Annotated in this window: 18 protein-coding genes; 7 read left to right on the top strand and 11 right to left on the bottom strand. The window is 62.4% G+C overall.

The features are described from left to right. Positions 1 to 13 precede the first annotated feature (13 nt). Positions 14 to 1576, bottom strand: coding sequence for an MFS transporter (locus tag ACYPYQ_RS05670; protein ID WP_459721077.1), 1563 nt, complete (start codon positions 1574 to 1576; stop codon positions 14 to 16). A gap of 163 nt (positions 1577 to 1739) precedes the next feature. Between ACYPYQ_RS05670 and ACYPYQ_RS05665 the strand changes: the two genes are divergently transcribed. From ACYPYQ_RS05665 to ACYPYQ_RS05655, 3 genes are read left to right on the top strand one after another with little or no spacing between them, the layout of a single operon-like run. Further along, a complete protein-coding gene (locus tag ACYPYQ_RS05665) occupies positions 1740 to 2360 on the top strand; it encodes a hypothetical protein (protein ID WP_459721074.1) in 621 nt (206 codons plus the stop codon). Then, positions 2344 to 3825, top strand: a complete 1482-nt coding sequence (locus ACYPYQ_RS05660; RefSeq protein ID WP_459721071.1) for a hypothetical protein — start codon at positions 2344 to 2346, stop codon at positions 3823 to 3825. Before ACYPYQ_RS05665 ends, ACYPYQ_RS05660 begins: the two co-directional genes overlap by 17 nt. A 31-nt stretch (positions 3826 to 3856) precedes the next feature. After that, the gene (locus tag ACYPYQ_RS05655) at positions 3857 to 4225 is read left to right on the top strand and encodes a putative periplasmic lipoprotein (RefSeq protein ID WP_459721068.1); all 369 of its coding nucleotides are present in this window, start codon (positions 3857 to 3859) and stop codon (positions 4223 to 4225) included. 7 nt (positions 4226 to 4232) lie between these two features. Here the strand turns inward: ACYPYQ_RS05655 and pgeF are convergent, their stop codons facing one another. After that, positions 4233 to 4970: a peptidoglycan editing factor PgeF gene (pgeF, locus tag ACYPYQ_RS05650; RefSeq protein WP_459721066.1), complete on the bottom strand. Its 738-nt coding sequence runs from the start codon at positions 4968 to 4970 to the stop codon at positions 4233 to 4235. Further along, on the bottom strand, positions 4957 to 5952 hold the full coding sequence (gene rluD / locus ACYPYQ_RS05645; protein ID WP_459721063.1) for a 23S rRNA pseudouridine(1911/1915/1917) synthase RluD: 996 nt from the start codon (positions 5950 to 5952) through the stop codon (positions 4957 to 4959). Before rluD ends, pgeF begins: the two co-directional genes overlap by 14 nt. On the opposite strand from rluD, the gene ACYPYQ_RS05640 reads away from it, so the two are divergent. Together ACYPYQ_RS05640 and ACYPYQ_RS05635 are read left to right on the top strand one after the other, a co-directional pair. Next, entirely contained in the window at positions 5951 to 6754 is an 804-nt protein-coding gene (locus ACYPYQ_RS05640) for an outer membrane protein assembly factor BamD (RefSeq protein ID WP_459721060.1), read from the top strand. The two genes, rluD and ACYPYQ_RS05640, sit on opposite strands and share 2 nt — an antisense overlap. A gap of 243 nt (positions 6755 to 6997) precedes the next feature. Next, positions 6998 to 7546, top strand: coding sequence for an NUDIX hydrolase (locus ACYPYQ_RS05635; protein WP_459721056.1), 549 nt, complete (start codon positions 6998 to 7000; stop codon positions 7544 to 7546). A 104-nt stretch (positions 7547 to 7650) separates the two neighbouring features. Here ACYPYQ_RS05635 and ACYPYQ_RS05630 read toward each other — a convergent pair whose 3' ends face one another. From ACYPYQ_RS05630 to ACYPYQ_RS05595, 8 genes are all read right to left on the bottom strand, one after another. Then, positions 7651 to 8193, bottom strand: coding sequence for a DUF3750 domain-containing protein (locus tag ACYPYQ_RS05630; RefSeq protein WP_459721053.1), 543 nt, complete (start codon positions 8191 to 8193; stop codon positions 7651 to 7653). 17 nt (positions 8194 to 8210) lie between these two features. Next, complete coding sequence (locus ACYPYQ_RS05625; protein WP_459721050.1) at positions 8211 to 9047, bottom strand: M48 family metallopeptidase; 837 nt, start codon at positions 9045 to 9047, stop codon at positions 8211 to 8213. Next, positions 9044 to 9538: an SH3 domain-containing protein gene (locus ACYPYQ_RS05620; protein ID WP_459721048.1), complete on the bottom strand. Its 495-nt coding sequence runs from the start codon at positions 9536 to 9538 to the stop codon at positions 9044 to 9046. Before ACYPYQ_RS05620 ends, ACYPYQ_RS05625 begins: the two co-directional genes overlap by 4 nt. Further along, on the bottom strand, positions 9535 to 11385 hold the full coding sequence (locus ACYPYQ_RS05615; RefSeq protein ID WP_459721044.1) for a CHASE2 domain-containing protein: 1851 nt from the start codon (positions 11383 to 11385) through the stop codon (positions 9535 to 9537). Before ACYPYQ_RS05615 ends, ACYPYQ_RS05620 begins: the two co-directional genes overlap by 4 nt. Before the next feature lie 4 nt (positions 11386 to 11389). Next, positions 11390 to 11788, bottom strand: coding sequence for a group II truncated hemoglobin (locus ACYPYQ_RS05610; RefSeq protein WP_459721041.1), 399 nt, complete (start codon positions 11786 to 11788; stop codon positions 11390 to 11392). Between the two features lie 2 nt (positions 11789 to 11790). Further along, positions 11791 to 12633, bottom strand: a complete 843-nt coding sequence (locus ACYPYQ_RS05605) for a class I SAM-dependent methyltransferase (RefSeq protein WP_459721038.1) — start codon at positions 12631 to 12633, stop codon at positions 11791 to 11793. Positions 12634 to 12640: 7 nt separating this feature from the next. Beyond that, complete coding sequence (gene mnmC / locus ACYPYQ_RS05600) at positions 12641 to 14458, bottom strand: bifunctional tRNA (5-methylaminomethyl-2-thiouridine)(34)-methyltransferase MnmD/FAD-dependent 5-carboxymethylaminomethyl-2-thiouridine(34) oxidoreductase MnmC (RefSeq protein ID WP_459721035.1); 1818 nt, start codon at positions 14456 to 14458, stop codon at positions 12641 to 12643. A gap of 81 nt (positions 14459 to 14539) precedes the next feature. Continuing rightward, positions 14540 to 14929, bottom strand: a complete 390-nt coding sequence (locus ACYPYQ_RS05595; RefSeq protein ID WP_459721032.1) for a hypothetical protein — start codon at positions 14927 to 14929, stop codon at positions 14540 to 14542. A gap of 244 nt (positions 14930 to 15173) precedes the next feature. Here ACYPYQ_RS05595 and ACYPYQ_RS05590 point away from each other — a divergent pair, with 244 nt between their 5' ends. Together ACYPYQ_RS05590 and ACYPYQ_RS05585 are read left to right on the top strand one after the other, a co-directional pair. Further along, positions 15174 to 15836 carry a hypothetical protein gene (locus ACYPYQ_RS05590; protein ID WP_459721029.1) on the top strand — a complete coding sequence of 221 codons (663 nt, stop codon included), beginning with the start codon at positions 15174 to 15176 and terminating at the stop codon, positions 15834 to 15836. 36 nt (positions 15837 to 15872) lie between these two features. Further along, complete coding sequence (locus tag ACYPYQ_RS05585; protein ID WP_459721024.1) at positions 15873 to 16592, top strand: pseudouridine synthase; 720 nt, start codon at positions 15873 to 15875, stop codon at positions 16590 to 16592. Positions 16593 to 16595: the final 3 nt, after the last annotated feature.

Raw genomic sequence — 16595 nt, 5'->3', positions numbered from 1 at the left:
ACCTCTGCAAGGGTTATTCCCCCAGCACCACATCCTTGGTCTCGGGCAAGAACAGCAGGCCGATGATGGAAGCCATGATCAGCATCCCGACCGGATACCAAAGTCCCGCCATCACATCGCCTGCCTGCACCGACAACAGGGTCACCATGAACGGCGACAGGCCGCCGATCCAACCTGCGCTCAGGTTATGCGGCAACGCGGCGGCGGTATAGCGATTGCGTGCCTTGAACAGTTCCGGCAGCACGGCCGTCTGCGGCCCGGTGATGAGGCCGACCGCGACCACCGGTATCAGCAGCAGCAGGAACAACATCACCGTGTTGGCCTGTTCGCTGTCGGCTTTTGCAGTCCAGCCTTTGGATCGCAGTGCTGCGCTCAGGGCTTCAGGGTCGAAGCCGCTGACCTCGACATCCGATCCGATACGCACCACTGCGCCCTCGCCCGGCTCGGTGCTGTGCACGATGCCGTTCTTGATGAAGAACTCCTGATTGCGCGCGCATGCACTCTTCGCTTTCTGGAAGGGACTGTAATCGCAGTCGCTGCCGGACAGCGTCACCGACACTTCGCTGTTGAAACGCTCCAGCGCGGGATTGCCGAAATGCTGCAGGCCGTTGAACACCGGGATGATGCTGATCGCCCCCAGCAGCAGACCAGCCAATAATACGGGGCGCCGCCCGATGCGGTCAGACAGCCAGCCGAACCAGATGGTGAGCGGGAACAGCACCAGCGTGGAAAGCATCACCAGCGTGCTGGCGAGTTGCGCATCCAGCCGCACCACGCTCTTGAGGAACACGTTGGCATACACCTGCGAAGTGAAGAACAGCAGCGAACCGCCCGCCGAGATGCAGAAGAACAGCAAGGCCATGCCCTTCAGCGTCTGGCGGTCGCGGAAGCATTCGCGCAACGGCGCCTGCGACACGCGGCCCTGCTCCTGCAATTCCTTGAACACAGGCGATTCTTCCAGACTCATGCGCGTCTTGATCGAGATGTACAACAGCACCACCGAGAACAGGAACGGTATGCGCCAGCCCCAGCTGCTGAACTCCGCATCATCCAGGAACTGGTGCAACAACACGATCTGGAAGGTGGAGACCAGAATACCCAGCGGCCCCATCAGTTGCAGCACGCTGGTGTAGAAACCGCGCCGTCCTTCTGGCGCATGCTCGGTCAGATACACCGCCACCCCGCCGATCTCGCCGCCCACCGCAAAGCCTTGCAGCAAGCGCAGCAACAGCAGCAGCGCGGGGGCCAGCATACCGACCTGCGCATAGGTCGGCAGCAAGCCGACTAGGAAGGTGGAGACGCCCATCAATGAGATGGTCACCAGGAAGATCGGTCTGCGACCATAACGGTCCGCCAAGTTACCGAACAGCGCCGACCCCAAGGGACGCACGATCATGCCCACGCCGAACGCCGCCAGACTCGCCAGCAAGGCGGCGGTGGCATCTTCCGGCGGGAAGAACAGCACACTGAAGTAGGTGGCCAGGGTGGCGAAGGTGAGGAAGTCGTACCACTCGAGGAAGGTACCGAAACAGGCGGCGAACACCACTTTGCGCTGGGTCTTGCTTATCGTTTTCATGGCATGGAGCGTAGATTGTGAACAGCGCAGGGATATAAAGCATATGCTGGCGCTTGTCCACCCGAGCGCTTGATTTACGGGGTGGAGACACACACAATGGCGGCGCAATGAACCATTCGTCGCTACGCACGGTCACATACCCGCCATATTTTCGGAGATCACAATGAACACGAATATCCTGCTGACCCTTTCTGTTTCAGTCCTGTTGCTGTCCGCCTGTTCTACCCCCGATGCCGGCAAACCGGTCACCTATCAGGACGTGCATTCCACCGGTGTGGTGGCCGGCGTGGGCGTGGAGAGCCAGGATGTGACCGCCGTCACCGACGCCATGGTGAAAGATATCCTCGCCACGCCGGAAGTGGTGAAGCGCAGCCAGGCGGCGCGCGTCATCCTCGACGCAGCCTATTTCGAGAACGAGAGCAGTCAGCGCATCAACAAGAACCTGCTGGTGGACAGGCTGCGCATCAATCTCCAGCGCGCCGCCCAGGGCAAATTGCAGTTCGTCTCGCGCGAGTCCGCCGACATGGTGGCGCAGGAACGCGACATGAAGCGTCAGGGCGTGACCGATGCGGGCACACTCAAGCAGGCCCAGGCTACCGCCGGTGCAGACTACCGCCTGATCGGCCGCATCAACTCGCTGGATGCGCGCAGCGCGCAGAGCGGCACGGTGGAGCGCTACACGCAGATCACTTTCGAGCTGATCGATCTGGAGACTTCGCTCAGCGTCTGGTCCAACCTGTATGAGTTCAAGAAGGGCGGCCAGGACGATGCGATCTATCGCTGATCCTTCAGCGACATCCCGTTTCGTTCCACTTGCCCTCACCTGCGCCCTCGGGCTGACACTGTCCGGTTGCGCAACCAGCGGGCCGGATAGAAAACCTGTCGAGCCGGGCCGCATCGAACAACTGCTGGAGCCGGATACGGAAGTGCCGACCGCGTTGCGCCACTATGTGTTGCGCGACCAGGAACAGGGCCGCCGCGACCGCGTGCTGAACGAGGCGATGGCCGGACTGACCGCGCTGGAACTTTCGCAACCTCATACCGCCCAGCGTCTCCTGTCCGATGCGCAGGCGCTGATCGAGACCATCTATGCGCACGACCCGGCCGCCAACCGCGCGCGCAGCAATTTCGTGCCTGAGGCCGACAAGGATTTCAAGGGCGACCCCTACGAGCGCGCCATGGTCGGCTACTACCTCGCCCTCGCCGATTTCTCCGATGCCGATCTGGACAACGCCCGCGCCGACCTGCGCTTCGCCGAGATACAGGACACCATGTCCGCCTCCGAGACCTTCCAGAGCGACATGGTGATGATGCCGTTCATCCGTGGCTGGCTGTACAACTGCTCGGGACGCGCCGCGCAGGCGAAGGACGAATTCGCCGCCGTACTGAAAGCAAAGCCGGGCATCAAGCTCCCCTCCGTGACAGACAACGTGCTACTGATCGCCGAGGTCGGCCGTGCACCGGGCAAGATCGCCAGCGGCCGCCATCAGGAGGAACTGCGCTATGTGCGGCGCGACGACGGCAGGGTACGCGGTGTCACCTTCACGCAGGGCGATCATCTGCTGGTGGGGCAACAGATCGAGGACGTGTACTGGCAAGCCTCGACACGCGGTGGGCGCGCAGTGGACAAGATCCTGGCGGGCAAGGCCTCGTTCCGCGATACCGCCGAGGGCATCGCGACCGGTGCCGCCGTGTTCGCGCACATCTCCTCCGACCTTGCGCGCAACGCGGCCCGGCGCAGAGACGGTGACGATGCCGAGCAATATGCCGGACTGGCGCTGCTCGGCATGCTGGTCAGCATCGGCAGCAACATCGTCGCCGCCTCCACCCATCCCGAAGCCGATACGCGCAGCTGGTCCAGCCTGCCAGACCGCATCTATGTGGCGACCACGCAAATCGACGCAGAGGCCGGGCAGATGCCATGGTCGCTGGGTTTCCATGATGCACAGGGCGCGCTGCAAAGTGCGGTAGAGATGAAGACCTTCCGTTCCGGTGCCTGCATGCTGGTGTGGGGCAGACAATATCCGGGCAGCTATCCTTCCAGCTGGGAGGACAGCTCACTTCGACACGAAGCGGTCACCCGTGAGACATGCAAAGGGGCATGCACCGCCGTTGCCGAACAAGTGGCCCGCGATGCCACGAACTTCAAGACACCGCTGGTGCCGCTTGCAGCCCTGCCCGAACCCTCGAACGAAGTGGCACCGCGCCCGACTTTCAGGCGCAGAATATTCATCACCCAGCCGGACTGAACCCGTAACCCCGCTTACATAGGAGAACATCATGTTGAAAAAGACACTTTCCATCCTGCTGTTGAGCTTCCTGGCCGCCTGCCAGTCTTTGCCCGATGCCACCATCATCATGATCGACGAGGACCATCTGGAGGACGTGGTCGAAGTGAACAATGTGCAATCCGGCCGCACCGCCACCGGCACCCTGCGCGTGTGGGGCGAGCTGAAGAACCTCACCGAGCAGCGCGTGCTGATCGAAGTGCGCGCCGCTTTCCGGGGCGACGGTGGGCGTGTAGTGGAAAAGGCTGGCGGCTGGACGCGCGTGTTCATCGACCGCGAATCCACCCAGGATTTCGAGCTGCTGTCCACGGTGAAGGAATCGGAAGAGTTCCTGCTGGAAGTGCGCGAGGGGAAGCAGTGAATCCGACTCAGGCGAGCCAGATGAAAGTGCCCATGCGACCGGTCGCCCCGTCGCGCCGGTAAGAGAAGAAACAATCGGCCTCGCCGTAGGTGCAACGCCAGCCGCCGTGGATGGCGGTGACGCCGAGTGCGTTCAGCCGCTGGTGTGCCAGCAGGTAGAGATCGGCCAGATACTTGTCCGATCCCTGCTGGGCGACGAAGGCTTCCTTCGCCTGCGCATGCTGCGCGATGAACGCCTCGCGCACTTCCGCGCCGACCTCGAAATGCGTCTGGCTGATGGCCGGCCCCAGCCAGGCCATCAGTTTGTTCGGCGCGACTCCCATCGCCCGCACCGTCGCTTCTATGACCCCGTCACACAGTCCGCGCCAGCCCGCATGCGCGGCAGCGACCACCGTTCCATCCGCGTCGCACAGCAACACCGGCAGACAATCCGCCGTCATCACCACGCACACCGAACCGCGATGACGGGCGATGCTGGCATCGGCCACCACCCGGCACGCGGCCGCATCGGCGTTCGCCACCACAGTGCCGTGTACCTGCTCCAGCCATACCGGTTCGGTGGGAAGCAGTGCCGAGAGCGACTGACGGTTATGGTTCACCCGCAGCGGGTCATCGCCTACATGCAGCCCCAGGTTCATCGAATCGTAGGGTGCCTGACTGACTCCGCCGCTGCGCGTGGTCTGCATCGCCTTGACGTTGGCCGGCGCAGGCCAGTCTGGCGCGATGAAGGGATCACACGACCTCATCGTTCGCCTCTTCGATCGCCTCCAGCAACTCGTCCATGTCGTCCGGCAACGGCGTATCGAACTCCATGCGCTTGCCGGTCGTCGGGTGGTCCAGCGCCAGTTTCCAGGCATGCAGCGCCTGCCGCGGGAAGTGGATCAGGATATCGCGCAATGCGGGCACGCATTTCTGCACACCCTTGATGTAGAGCGTATCGCCCACCAGCGGATGGTCGAGGTAGGACATGTGCACGCGGATCTGGTGGGTGCGCCCGGTCTCCAGCTTGCAACGCACCAGTGTGCAACTGTGGAAGCGCTGCTCGACGTGGACATGGGTGATCGCCTCCTTGCCGCTCTCGGTCACCGCCATCTTGGTGCGCTGCGTGGGGTGGCGACCGATCGGCACGTTCACCGTGTAATCGCGGTCCACCTCGCCCCACACCAGCGCCAGGTATTCGCGCTTCACGCTGCGCGCCTGCATCTGCCGCACCAGCGCGGTCTGCGCCACCAGCGTCTTGGCCACCACCATCAGACCGCTGGTATCCTTGTCCAGCCGGTGCACGATGCCCGCGCGCGGCACCTCGTTCAGCTCCGGCGCATGGAACAGCAAGGCATTCAGCAGCGTGCCCTGCCAGTTGCCACTGCCGGGATGCACCACCAGCCCCACCGGCTTGTTGATGACGATGATCGCATCGTCCTCGTACACGATATCCAGAGGGATGTCTTCCGGCTCGGCTACCATCTCGGAAGGGTGTACCTGGGGCAGGACGCTCAGCTTCTCGTTGCCCCACACTTTCTGTTTGACAGTGGCTGTCTTGCCGTTGATCGACACCAGCCCCTGCCCTATCCAGTCTTGCAGGCGGCTACGCGAGTATTCGGGAAGCAGTTTGACCAGGATCTGGTCCAGACGCAGTCCGCCGAGCTCGGTGGGGACTTTGAACTCAAGCGGGTCGGCGCTATCGTCGTCTTTGCTATAATCGGGCAATTCTTCTTCGGGTTCTATCATGCGTCATAGTTTAGCCGTTTTCCTCCTGCTCACGTTAGCTGCTTGCAGTTCACTCCCCGAAGCCGACAACATCGACCAGAAACTGACTGCGGACGAACTGTACGGGCAAGCCAAGGCCGAGATGCAGGACGAGAGCTACGAGCGTGCCGTCAAACTGCTGGAGCGCCTGCAATCGCGCTACCCCTATGGCCGCTATGCACAACAGGCACAACTGGACATCGCCTATGCCTATTACAAAAAGGGCGAGCCGGCACCGGCACTGTCCACACTGGACCGCTTCATCAAACAGTTCCCCAAGAGCGATGCGCTCGATTACGTGCTCTACCTGAAGGGCCTCATCAACTTCGACGAGAACCTTAACAGCTACTTCAGCACCCTGTTCCAGCAGGACCCGGCCGAACGCGACCCGGCCAGCCTGCGCGCCTCCTTCGACGCTTTCAAGGAACTGGTCACCCGTTATCCGGCCAGCCGTTATGCCGACGACGCCCGCCAGCGCATGCAATACCTGCTGGTCACCCTTGCCAAACACGAGATCGCCATCGCCAGCTACTACCTGCGCCGCGGAGCCTATGTCGCCGCCGTCAACCGCGCCCAGGGCGTGCTGACCGACTACCCCGACACCCCGCAGACACGCGATGCCCTGCAGATCATGGTGCAAGGCTATACCAGCCTCGGCATGGACGACCTCAGCCGCGACACCCAGCGCGTGCTGGCACACAACATCGCCAAGGACGGCATCCGCCCCTCGAAGACCTTCTTCAAGGAGAAGGAGACACCGTGGTGGAAGTTCTGGGAGCTGTAAGTTGAGCCTCGCTAGCCTACTGCGTGGTTCGATTGCGGCGTTGCGCGGCCTTGGCACCAGCATCACGCGCGTTGTGCATGAGCTTCACCGCAACATTCGTTGTCGCTTCCTCGCCTACCAACCCGGTATGTGGCTACGACATAACCTGAAGGTTAGTCTGCACCGAAACTCGTTTTCTCAGTCGCTGCGTTCCGTGCGCCTTGCACTCGAACCGCTCTCGACGGCTAATCAAGGCTCACCTAGATGAGATACTGCGCAGACTGCGGCGCACCCGTCGAACTGCGCACCCCGCCGGACGACCACCGCGAGCGCTACGTTTGCACCGCCTGCGACACCATCCACTACCAGAACCCGAAGATCATCGTCGGCGCGATACCCGAATGGAAAGATGGCAGGATCTTGCTTTGCCTGCGCGCCATCGAACCTCGGCACGGCCTGTGGACGCTCCCTGCCGGATTCATGGAGAACGGCGAGACCACCGAACAAGGTGCCGCCCGCGAGACGCTGGAAGAAGCCAACGCCCGCGTGCAGATCCACGACCTCTATGCCGTCTACAACCTGCCTTACATCAACCAGGTGCAGATGCTGTTCCGCGCCACCCTGCTCGACCTGGATTTCTCACCCGGTGTCGAGAGTCTGGATGTGAGATTGTTCAAGGAAGAGGACATCCCGTGGGAACAACTTGCGTTCCGTCCGGTGAAATATGCGCTGGAACACTACTTCGCGGAACGCAAGACGGGCGACTTCAAACTGCATCGTGGCGATCTGGAACCGCCGGTCAGGAAAGGCTGAGGCTAGACTTCTGCTGTCGGCCGATTCAAGCCAACCACGTCACACCGACCAACCTCTCCCGCTCCGTGAACAGAGCACAGCAATGCCTGGTGCATCCACCATCGTCACTCCACATATCCGCTGCCTATCGCCGAGAGCGGCAGGCTCAGTTCCATTTCCGGCACGCGCTTGGCGATCCAGGCGATGAAGGTGTTGCTGTTTGGGCCGGGGAAGGCGGTGTAGCTGTCTTTCCAGGGATATTCCTGCGCGGCCTTGTCGACTTCGGCGATCAGACGATCGACGCCTGCCCCGCGATACTGTTTGATGATGCGTGGCCGCTCGCCGTACCAGTAGCGGTCGGGGATGTCCTGCGCGGCCTGCATGACGGGTTGCCCGTTGCGGGCGCGCCAGCCGACGACGTCGTAGACCGTGTACGCATGCTCGCCGCTGCGTTTGGCCGCGATCCAGGTGTGGATGGCGAACCAGCCGCGCCAGCCCCAGGTATCCGCGCCGAACACGATGAGCACCGCCTCTTCGGTGGTCGCGGGATCCGGGGCGATGCCGGCGGAGTCGCGGCTGGCGGTACGCCAGTCGTTGTTGGCGCAGCCGCCGAGCACCAGCAGCACCGCGAGCAAGAAGAAGGTGAAGGTCCGGCGCTGCTTCATCATCCTGCGCGTCCGGTACTTTATTGCCCGCCCATCACCGACGCGAACCGCTGGCCAAGATCCGGCTGCCCCTCATAACCATCCAGTGCGGGTGTCATCTCGTTCGCCAGCAGCTCCAGCCGTTTGTCGAACGAAGGATGGGTCTTGAACATGAGAGCGAGGTTGGAATCGCTTGGGTTGATGGATTGCAACGTCTGCAGCACGGCCGGCAGGCCATAGGGATCGTAGCCGGCGCGGGCGGCGAGCACCACGCCCATGCGGTCGGATTCGAATTCGTCCTGCTTGTCCAGACCGCGCGCATAGATCTCGGTGCCGGCGCTGACCAGCTTGCTCAGGCGCGGGTCGCCGCCGTGCGACTTGATCGCGTCATTGGCGAGGTCGCTGAACAGTTCCGAGCGTGCGCCTTTCTTCAATGCCAGCAGATGATGTTTACGCAGCACATGGGATATCTCGTGCGCGAGCACACCGGCCAGTTCCGCCTCGTTGTTCATGCGAGCGAGCAATCCCTTGGTGATGAAGACGTAACCGCCCGGCGCGGCGAAGGCATTGATGTCCGGGTCGTCCAGCACACCGAACTGCCAGGGGATGTCCGGCCGCTCGGTCTGCAGCGCGATCCAGCGGCCGACGCGGTTCACATAGCGCTGAACTTCCGGGTTGTCGAGTAGCGGCGCGGCCCCCAGCAGGTTGCTGGCGATGCCGCTGCCCAGCTCGATCTCCTGCGGTTCGCTCACGTCCTCATTGGCCTTCTTGATCTTCTGCACCGTCTTCACGGCTTTCTCCAGGTCAAGGCTGCCAAAGTCGAACGCCTGCACCGGAACAGCGAGACAGACCGCCAACATCACTATGAGTGTTCTCATCGCTCACCTCCTGGCAGATAGTCGACCTGTTGCGCCTTCAGTTTTCCTTGCATGGCAAAACGTTTCGCATCGGCTTTGGTGGCCACGAACGCCTGCGCATCTTCCAGTGCCTGCGGGTTCGGCTTGGCGTTCTTGAGATCTTCTTCCGACAGTCCGCGCACACCGGTGGTGACGGTGCTGCCGCCGCGACCGGTCTGTGCCACGTTGAACAGGGAGCGCAGCCCGTTGTCGGCACGGCGCTGCGTGGTGCCGCGCACCAGTTGCAGACTGAGCATCTTCACCCAGCCACTGGTCTTGCCGCTCTTCACCTGCGTCCACGAGGCGCGGCGCTGCAGCACTTCCACCTTGCTGCGTTCCGGCAGCGTGAGCAGCGTCTCCGCGTCGCTGTAAGGCTTGGCCTTCAATTCGGTGCTGCGCAAAGTAATGGCCTCCTCCGCTACGGCGCTGGCGATGAAACCGAGTGTCAGCCAGACTGCTATCAATCCCTTCATGCCGATTCTCCTTTTCTGGTCGGGGCGAACAGTTCGACTTCCTGCTCGCGCCCTTTCACCTTGAACGATCCGAACGACTGGAATTCGAAGGCATCGCCGCAGGCCTCCCTGGTCTCGCGAGAGACCAGGATGCGCGACACGCCCTTGGTCAAACCTTCGATGCGGCTGCCGAGATTCACCGTATCGCCGATGGCGGTGTACTCGCGGCGCTGTTCGCTGCCGATCAGACCGACCACAGCGGGGCCGGTGTGGATGCCTATACCCACATCGAAGCTGGCATCTTCCTCGCCCAATTCTTTCTTGAAGCGCTGCAACACCTCGCCCATCTCCAGCGCGGCTTCCACCGCATGTTTGGCATGATCGGGATCGTCCAGCGGCGCGCCCCAGAAAGCCATGATGCAATCGCCGATGAACTTGTCCAGCGAACCGCCGTGGCGGAACACAACCTCCACTTGCAGACTGAAATAACGATTGAGCAGTTCTACTACCTGCTCCGGCGTGCGCTTCTCGGACAGCGTGGTGAAGCCGCGGATGTCGGAGAACAGGATGGTGATCTGGCGGCTCTCGCCGGAACGGCTGAGGCCGCCGTGCGCCACCAGTTCCTGCACCACATGCGGATTGACGAAACGACTGAACAGTTGCACCGCCTGTTCGCGCGACCGGCGCTCGCGCAGGTATTCGCGCAGGGCGAAAGCGACATAGGCCAGCCATGCCAGAAGAACCGGGGTGAGCACCGGCAACAGCATCTCGCTGCCCACGGCCAGCCAGGACGCACCGAACAGCAGCACCGACACGCCGAGCAGGGCCGCGCCGATCTTGAGCGTGTGGAGGCGGCGCATGAAAGCGATGCTCAGCGCGCTGAGCAGCAGGATGGCGATACCGGCCGGGAAGCCCGCATCCGCCTGGCGCATCTGGCGTCCGTTCTTCAGATTGTCGAGGGCAGTGGCCAGCATCTCGACACCGGGATAGAGGCTGGCCATGGGCGTCACGCGCACGTCGTGCATGCCGGTGGCAGCGGTGCCGATGATGACGATCTTGTCTTTCAATTCATCCGCCGGACGCTGGTGCTTCTCGCGGCCGAGGTCGGCATACAGGTCGGCATAGGGAATATGTTTGAACGCGCCCGGATTGCCGCGCCAGGCGAGGATCATGTCGCGCTGCTGTGGCACGGCATAACCGAGGTCCTGCGCGACGCGTGCCGGCAGCGAGGGGATGCGCCAGCCATAGGCATCGGTGTAGAGCTGATAACGGCGACCGACACCGTCACCATCCTCCTCGAAGTTGATGGTGCCGACGCGCCAGTGTGCCGGGTCCAGCACCAGCGGCGGCAGGATGGCGAGTTTCGCCTGGTCGTCCGCCCCCTCCCCGCGCTGCAGACCAAGCAATGGCGCGATATCCGTGACCGGCGCGCCCTGCGCATCCATCGCGGCATCGCGCCGCACCATGGGGAAATAGACATTGTTGAGACCTTGCAGCGCCTGGTTGAAAGCCTCGTCGCTATCGGGACGGAACGCGTCGCGTTCGCTGAACAGGATATCGAACACGATGGCTTTGGGTTGCTGCGCCGCGATGCCCTGCACCAGCTCGCCATGGACGGCACGCGGCCACGGCCAGCGCCCGACATCGTCCTCCATCTGCGCCAGGCTGGCGTCGTCGATGTCGACGATGACGATATCGGGGTCGGGTTGTAGTGACGCAGCCTGCATGCGCACGAAAGCGTCGGACAGGCGATTCTCCAGCGGCGACAGCGCATGCAGGAACAGCAGCTCCAGCAGCGCGAGCAACATGAAGACCAGTCCGATGTGCTGGGCGCTCTGACGGTCTGCGGTGCGGGCTGTGGTCTGCATGGCCTTATTCTGCCTGATTGCGCATGAAATCAGCGACTTTCTGGAATGCCGCCATCAATTCCTTGCGCAGCGCCTCGTCCTCCACCACGTCATCCAGCGCCTGCGACATGCACATCATCCACTGGTCACGCTCCTCGTCTCCGATGGCGAACGGCATGTGTCTTTGACGCAGCCGCGGATGGCCGTGTTTTTCCACATACAGTTGCGGGCCGCCCATCCAGCCGGTGAGGAACATGAACAGCTTGTCCTCCGAGTTCTTCAGGCTGATGTGATGCATCTTGCGGATGCGGTGGGCCTCAGGCAGTTCGTCCATCAATTGATAGAAGCGTTGCACCAGCTCGCGTATCTTGGCTTCGCCGCCGATGCGGCGGTAATGGTCGTTCTGCGGTTCGGTCACTTGCATGTTCACTCCGTAAAGAATCGTGCACTCAGCTCTTGCAGGCCCAGCATCTCCAGCATCTCAGTCAATCTTTGCGCCGCCTTCTGGCGCGGCAGGTCCTTGTAGCTGGCGATGATCAGCTCGTTCTTCATCGAATGCTCCCAGCCCACCAGCTCGGTCACCGTCACCTGATAACCGTGCGCCTCCAGTTGCAGGCAGCGCAATACGTTGGTGGCATGGCTGCCGAACTCGCGCGTATGGATGGGATGCCGCCACAGTTCGGTCAAGGTGTTCTTCAGCGCAGCGCCCTTGCTCTTGCGCAACACCGCCGCCACCTCGGCCTGACAGCAGGGCACCAGCACGATATGTTTCGCGCGCTTGGCCAGCGCGAACTTGATGGCGTCGTCGGTCGCGGTGTTGCAGGCATGCAGCGCGGTCACCACGTCCACCTGCTGCGGCAGCTCGGCGGACACGATGGAATCCGCCACCGACAGGTTGAGGAAGGACATGCCGCCGAAGCCGAGCCGCTGCGCCAGCTCGCGGGAATGGCTGACCAGCTCCTCGCGCGTCTCGATGCCGTAGATATGCGAAGCATCTTCAAGTGTTTTGAAGAACAGGTCGTACAGGATGAACCCCAGATACGACTTGCCCGCACCATGGTCCACCAGCGTCAGCGCGCCCTTCTCATTGCGCACCTCTTCCAGCAGCGGCTCGATGAACTGGTACAGGTGATACACCTGCTTCAGCTTGCGGCGCGAATCCTGGTTCATCTTGCCGTCGCGCGTGAGGATGTGCAGCGCCTTCAGCAGCTCGACGGACTGGCCGGGGCGGATCTCTGGATATTCGGGAGGGGGAGCGATCTTCTTCATGGACGCATTATCCCCGAAGTCCGGGGCGCGAGCTTGGCGCCAGCGCATCCAGCATGTCCTGCGGCAGCGGCGGCAGCTTCCCGCACATCTGCGCGGCAACGACTTCGGCAGCGATGCCCGCCGTGAGCAAGCCGCGTGTGCCGTGCGCCAGGCTGCAATACAAACCCGGCGCGACCTCGCCGACCAGCGGCGTCGCCCCCGGCACCGAGCAGCGTACAGCGGCGCGACCATCCGATGGTTCCACATCGCCCAAGGTCTGATGCAGCGCAGGCATGTGGGCCGCGATCTTCGCCAGATTATCGGCATGATCGGTCGCGCGGATGTCGGTCGCTGCATCATCGAACGATGAGGTGGCACCCGCCACATGGCGGTCCGCAACGGCCGGCGCGCAATAGCCCTCGGCACACAGCACCGCCTTCAATCGTGCACTCTGCGGCGTCGCCGGCAGCACGCTGATCTGCCCGCGCACCGGCTGCAGCGGCCACGCGGCGAACGGCGCCAGCCGCTTCGCCTGATGCGCGCAGCACACCACCACCTTCCCCGCCTCGACGGCAAAACCGGCACCGCTGGCACGCCAGCCGCCGGCCACCGCTTCCAGCGCCGTCACCTCGCTATCGAGACGCACCGTGATATCGGGATGCGCCGCCAGCCGTGCACAGACCTCGGGCGGCACCACCCAGCCGCCCGCCGGGAACCACAAGCCGCCATGCGCCATTGGCAATCCGGCCAGATGGATCGCCTGTTCAGCATCCACCGCCTGCAACAGGTGCGGCGGCCACTCCTGCGCGGACAGTTTCGCGATGCGCTTCGCCTCGGCATCGGTCGCCGCCAGTTGCAGCAAGCCGCACTCGGCACGGTTCACGCCATCGACCGGCAACATCTCGTCCAGCAGCGCCAGCGCATGACCGTAGGCAGCCAGCACGAAACGGTGCAGCGCGTTCATCCCCGCGCCGAAACGCGCATGCAAAATACCGCGCGGATTGCCGGACGCGGCGGCAGCTAGCTGCGGCGCGGCTTCGAGCAGGGTGACCTTGATGCCGCGCTGCGCCAAGGCATGCGCCGCCGCACAACCGGCAAGGCCGCCGCCGATGACGATGGCCGAGGATGGCACCCGCCCGTTCGTCGCCTGCGCCCCGGCACTCTCCAGCCGGCCGCGCACCATCTCGCGCTTGCGTCCGAAGCCAGGCACCCGCTCCACCGCGAACCCCGCCTGCTGCAAGCCGCGCCGCACCCAGCCCGCGCTGGTGTAGGTCGCCAGCGTCGTACCCGCATGCGAGGCACGGGCGATGGCAGACAGCACTTCATCGCTCCACATCTCGGGGTTCTTCGCCGGCGAGAAACCGTCGAGGAACCATGCATCCACACCGCCAGCCGGCAATTGCGGCAAGGCCTGCGCCACATCCTCCAGCGCCAGCGTCAGGCGGATGCGGCCGCCCGCGAAATGCCATCGGTTCCAGCCCGGCACACGGCGCTTCCAGCAGGCGAGCAAAGCCCCTGCCTGCACGGCCAGCTGGGGCCACAAGGCCAGCGCGGCACTCAGTTCGTCATCGTCGATGGGGAAGCGTTCGGTGCTGAAGAAATCCAGCGTGGCAGCGGGCGGCGCGTTCTGCTCGAACAACCGCCAGGCGCAGAGGAAGTTCAACCCGGTACCGAAACCTGTCTCGCCGATGCAGAAACCATCACCGGTGGGCAGGGCCGCGAAGCGAGAGGACAACGCATTGCCCTGCAGGAACACATGGTGCGTCTCTTCCAGTCCGGATCCGGAAGAGAAATACACATCGCCGAAACGGGATGAGAATGGCTGGCCGTCTTTCCAGTCGAGCATGGTGTGATCGGCGGGGGCACCCGCCTGAAAGGATTCCGGTTTTGGACCAGCGGATTATACGCGGCGGGAGCGGGTGCCGGTTCAAGCCATCCTGGGCAGGGTGGCGAAGAAAGGACTGCCGAAACGATTGTTGAGATGGTGCTTCAACCGTTCGTGCCCATCCGCTTCGAATCGCGAGAATTCGATCTCCGTCAGGAAGTCACCCTCATGCACCACCGTCATCAGGCTGCGCCCCACCAGCTTCACCAGCGCATGGTCAGAGCCCTGCTCAAGCGGCGGGATCTTCAGCATGACCGCCACTTCTTTCCCGGTGCAGATGTGGTGATCACTGCGGATACGCATGGTGTTCGCAGATATATCGTGGGCGAATCCTTCGCGTATGGTGATCGGCTTGCCCTGTTTCTTGCAATCGCACAGGAAGCGGACCGGCCAGTTCGCCGGGTAGCGGTGCGCGGATGGATGGTCTTTCATGATCGTTCTCCAAGGTGGACACGCCATAAAATTCTTCAAGCACAAGTATCCGCATGGGTTCCAGCGCGTCAATATGCCGGATGGCCTATGCAGTTTTGTAGGTATATAGGCAAAGGTCTATATATCCACGCTATCGGGCTATGCCTTGCCCTCGTTCCGACAACAGTATGGCCGCGTACGCACGTAGCCGATACAATCCGCGGGCTTCACAATTCCATAACCGCTGCATACTCAGGGAGAGATCGTGATTCGTAACAACAAATTTATCGCCGCTTTGGCATTGGGTGCGGCATGCACCAGCGTTCATGCACTCAATGACCGACCTACTGCCGGACATGCCAGCCCCGCCTCTTTCGTCACAGCACCGGGCGCGCATCTCATCCTCAATGGCGGCCTGACCTATGGCGGCGACACTTTGGTGACAGTGAACTATTCGGATGGCAGTTCCGGAAAAGTGAAGGCGGGCTCGTTCGTACAACTCGGCGCAGGCATGTTTTATCAGATGCAGGACCGGCCGATGGCACTACAAATCACGGCCAACTATCACTACGACCTGGAGCAAGGTTCGAACGGCTCGGTGCTGTTCTACCGTTACCCCATCGAAGCGCTGGCCTACTACACCGGAAACGAACGCTGGCGCTTGGGAGGCGGGGTGCGTTACGTGACCAATCCTATGCGCACCATCACATTGAATGGAAAATATCGCATCTCGTATGACAACGCCTTCGGTCTGGTCGGCGAGGCCGGCTATGCGATGACACCGAACTTCTGGATCAACGTGCGCGCCGTCCTGGAGAAATACCAGCCCAAGGAGTACACCATCAACGGTGTCTTCACGGCCGACATGTCCACCTCCCAGTCCGCGAACGGCAATCATCTTGGCGTGAACTTCACCTATCAATTCTGACATCACGACCGGCAGATGTTTGCCGGTCTTCACCTCATGAGCAAACAATCCCTCGACCGTATCCTGCAATCACAGGGCTTCGGCACCCGCAAATGGTGTGCCGGGCTGGTCGCCGAGGGGAACGTGAGCATCGGCGGCGAGATCGTCACCGATGAGCGCCAGCGCTTCGAGACCGACGGGTTGGAATTCAGCGTTTACGGCGAACCGTGGCTGTTTCGCGAGCATGTCTACCTCGCGCTGCACAAACCTGCCGACTATGAATGCTCGCGCAAACCTTCACACCACCCCGGCGTACTCTCTCTGCTGCCGGAACAATTCTCGAACCGCGATGTGCAACCCGTTGGTCGTCTGGACCACGACACCACCGGCCTGTTGCTGATGTCGGACGATGGCAGCTTCATCCACAAGCAATCCTCGCCCAAACATCACGTACCCAAAGTCTATGTCGCCACCACGCACGACCCGGTCACACCGCAACTGGTGGCACAACTGCTGCAGGGGGTGAAGCTGAATGACGAACCGGCACCGCTTTCCGCCGTGTTGTGCGAAACACTGGACGAGCACCGACTGAAGATCGTGCTGGAGCAGGGCAAATACCATCAGGTGAAACGCATGCTGGCGGCAGCCGGCAACCATTGCAGCGCGCTATGCCGCACACAGATATGCGAGCTGAAGCTGGAATCGCTGGGGCTGGCAGAGGGCGAATGGTGTTATCTGGACGAAGCGATGCTCGCATCGCTCAAGCCCGCAGTCTGACAT

This window comes from Sideroxyarcus sp. TK5 (assembly GCF_054601595.1).
Note: the sequence above shows the minus strand (reverse complement) of the source record. Positions and strands in the feature narration are given on the sequence as shown.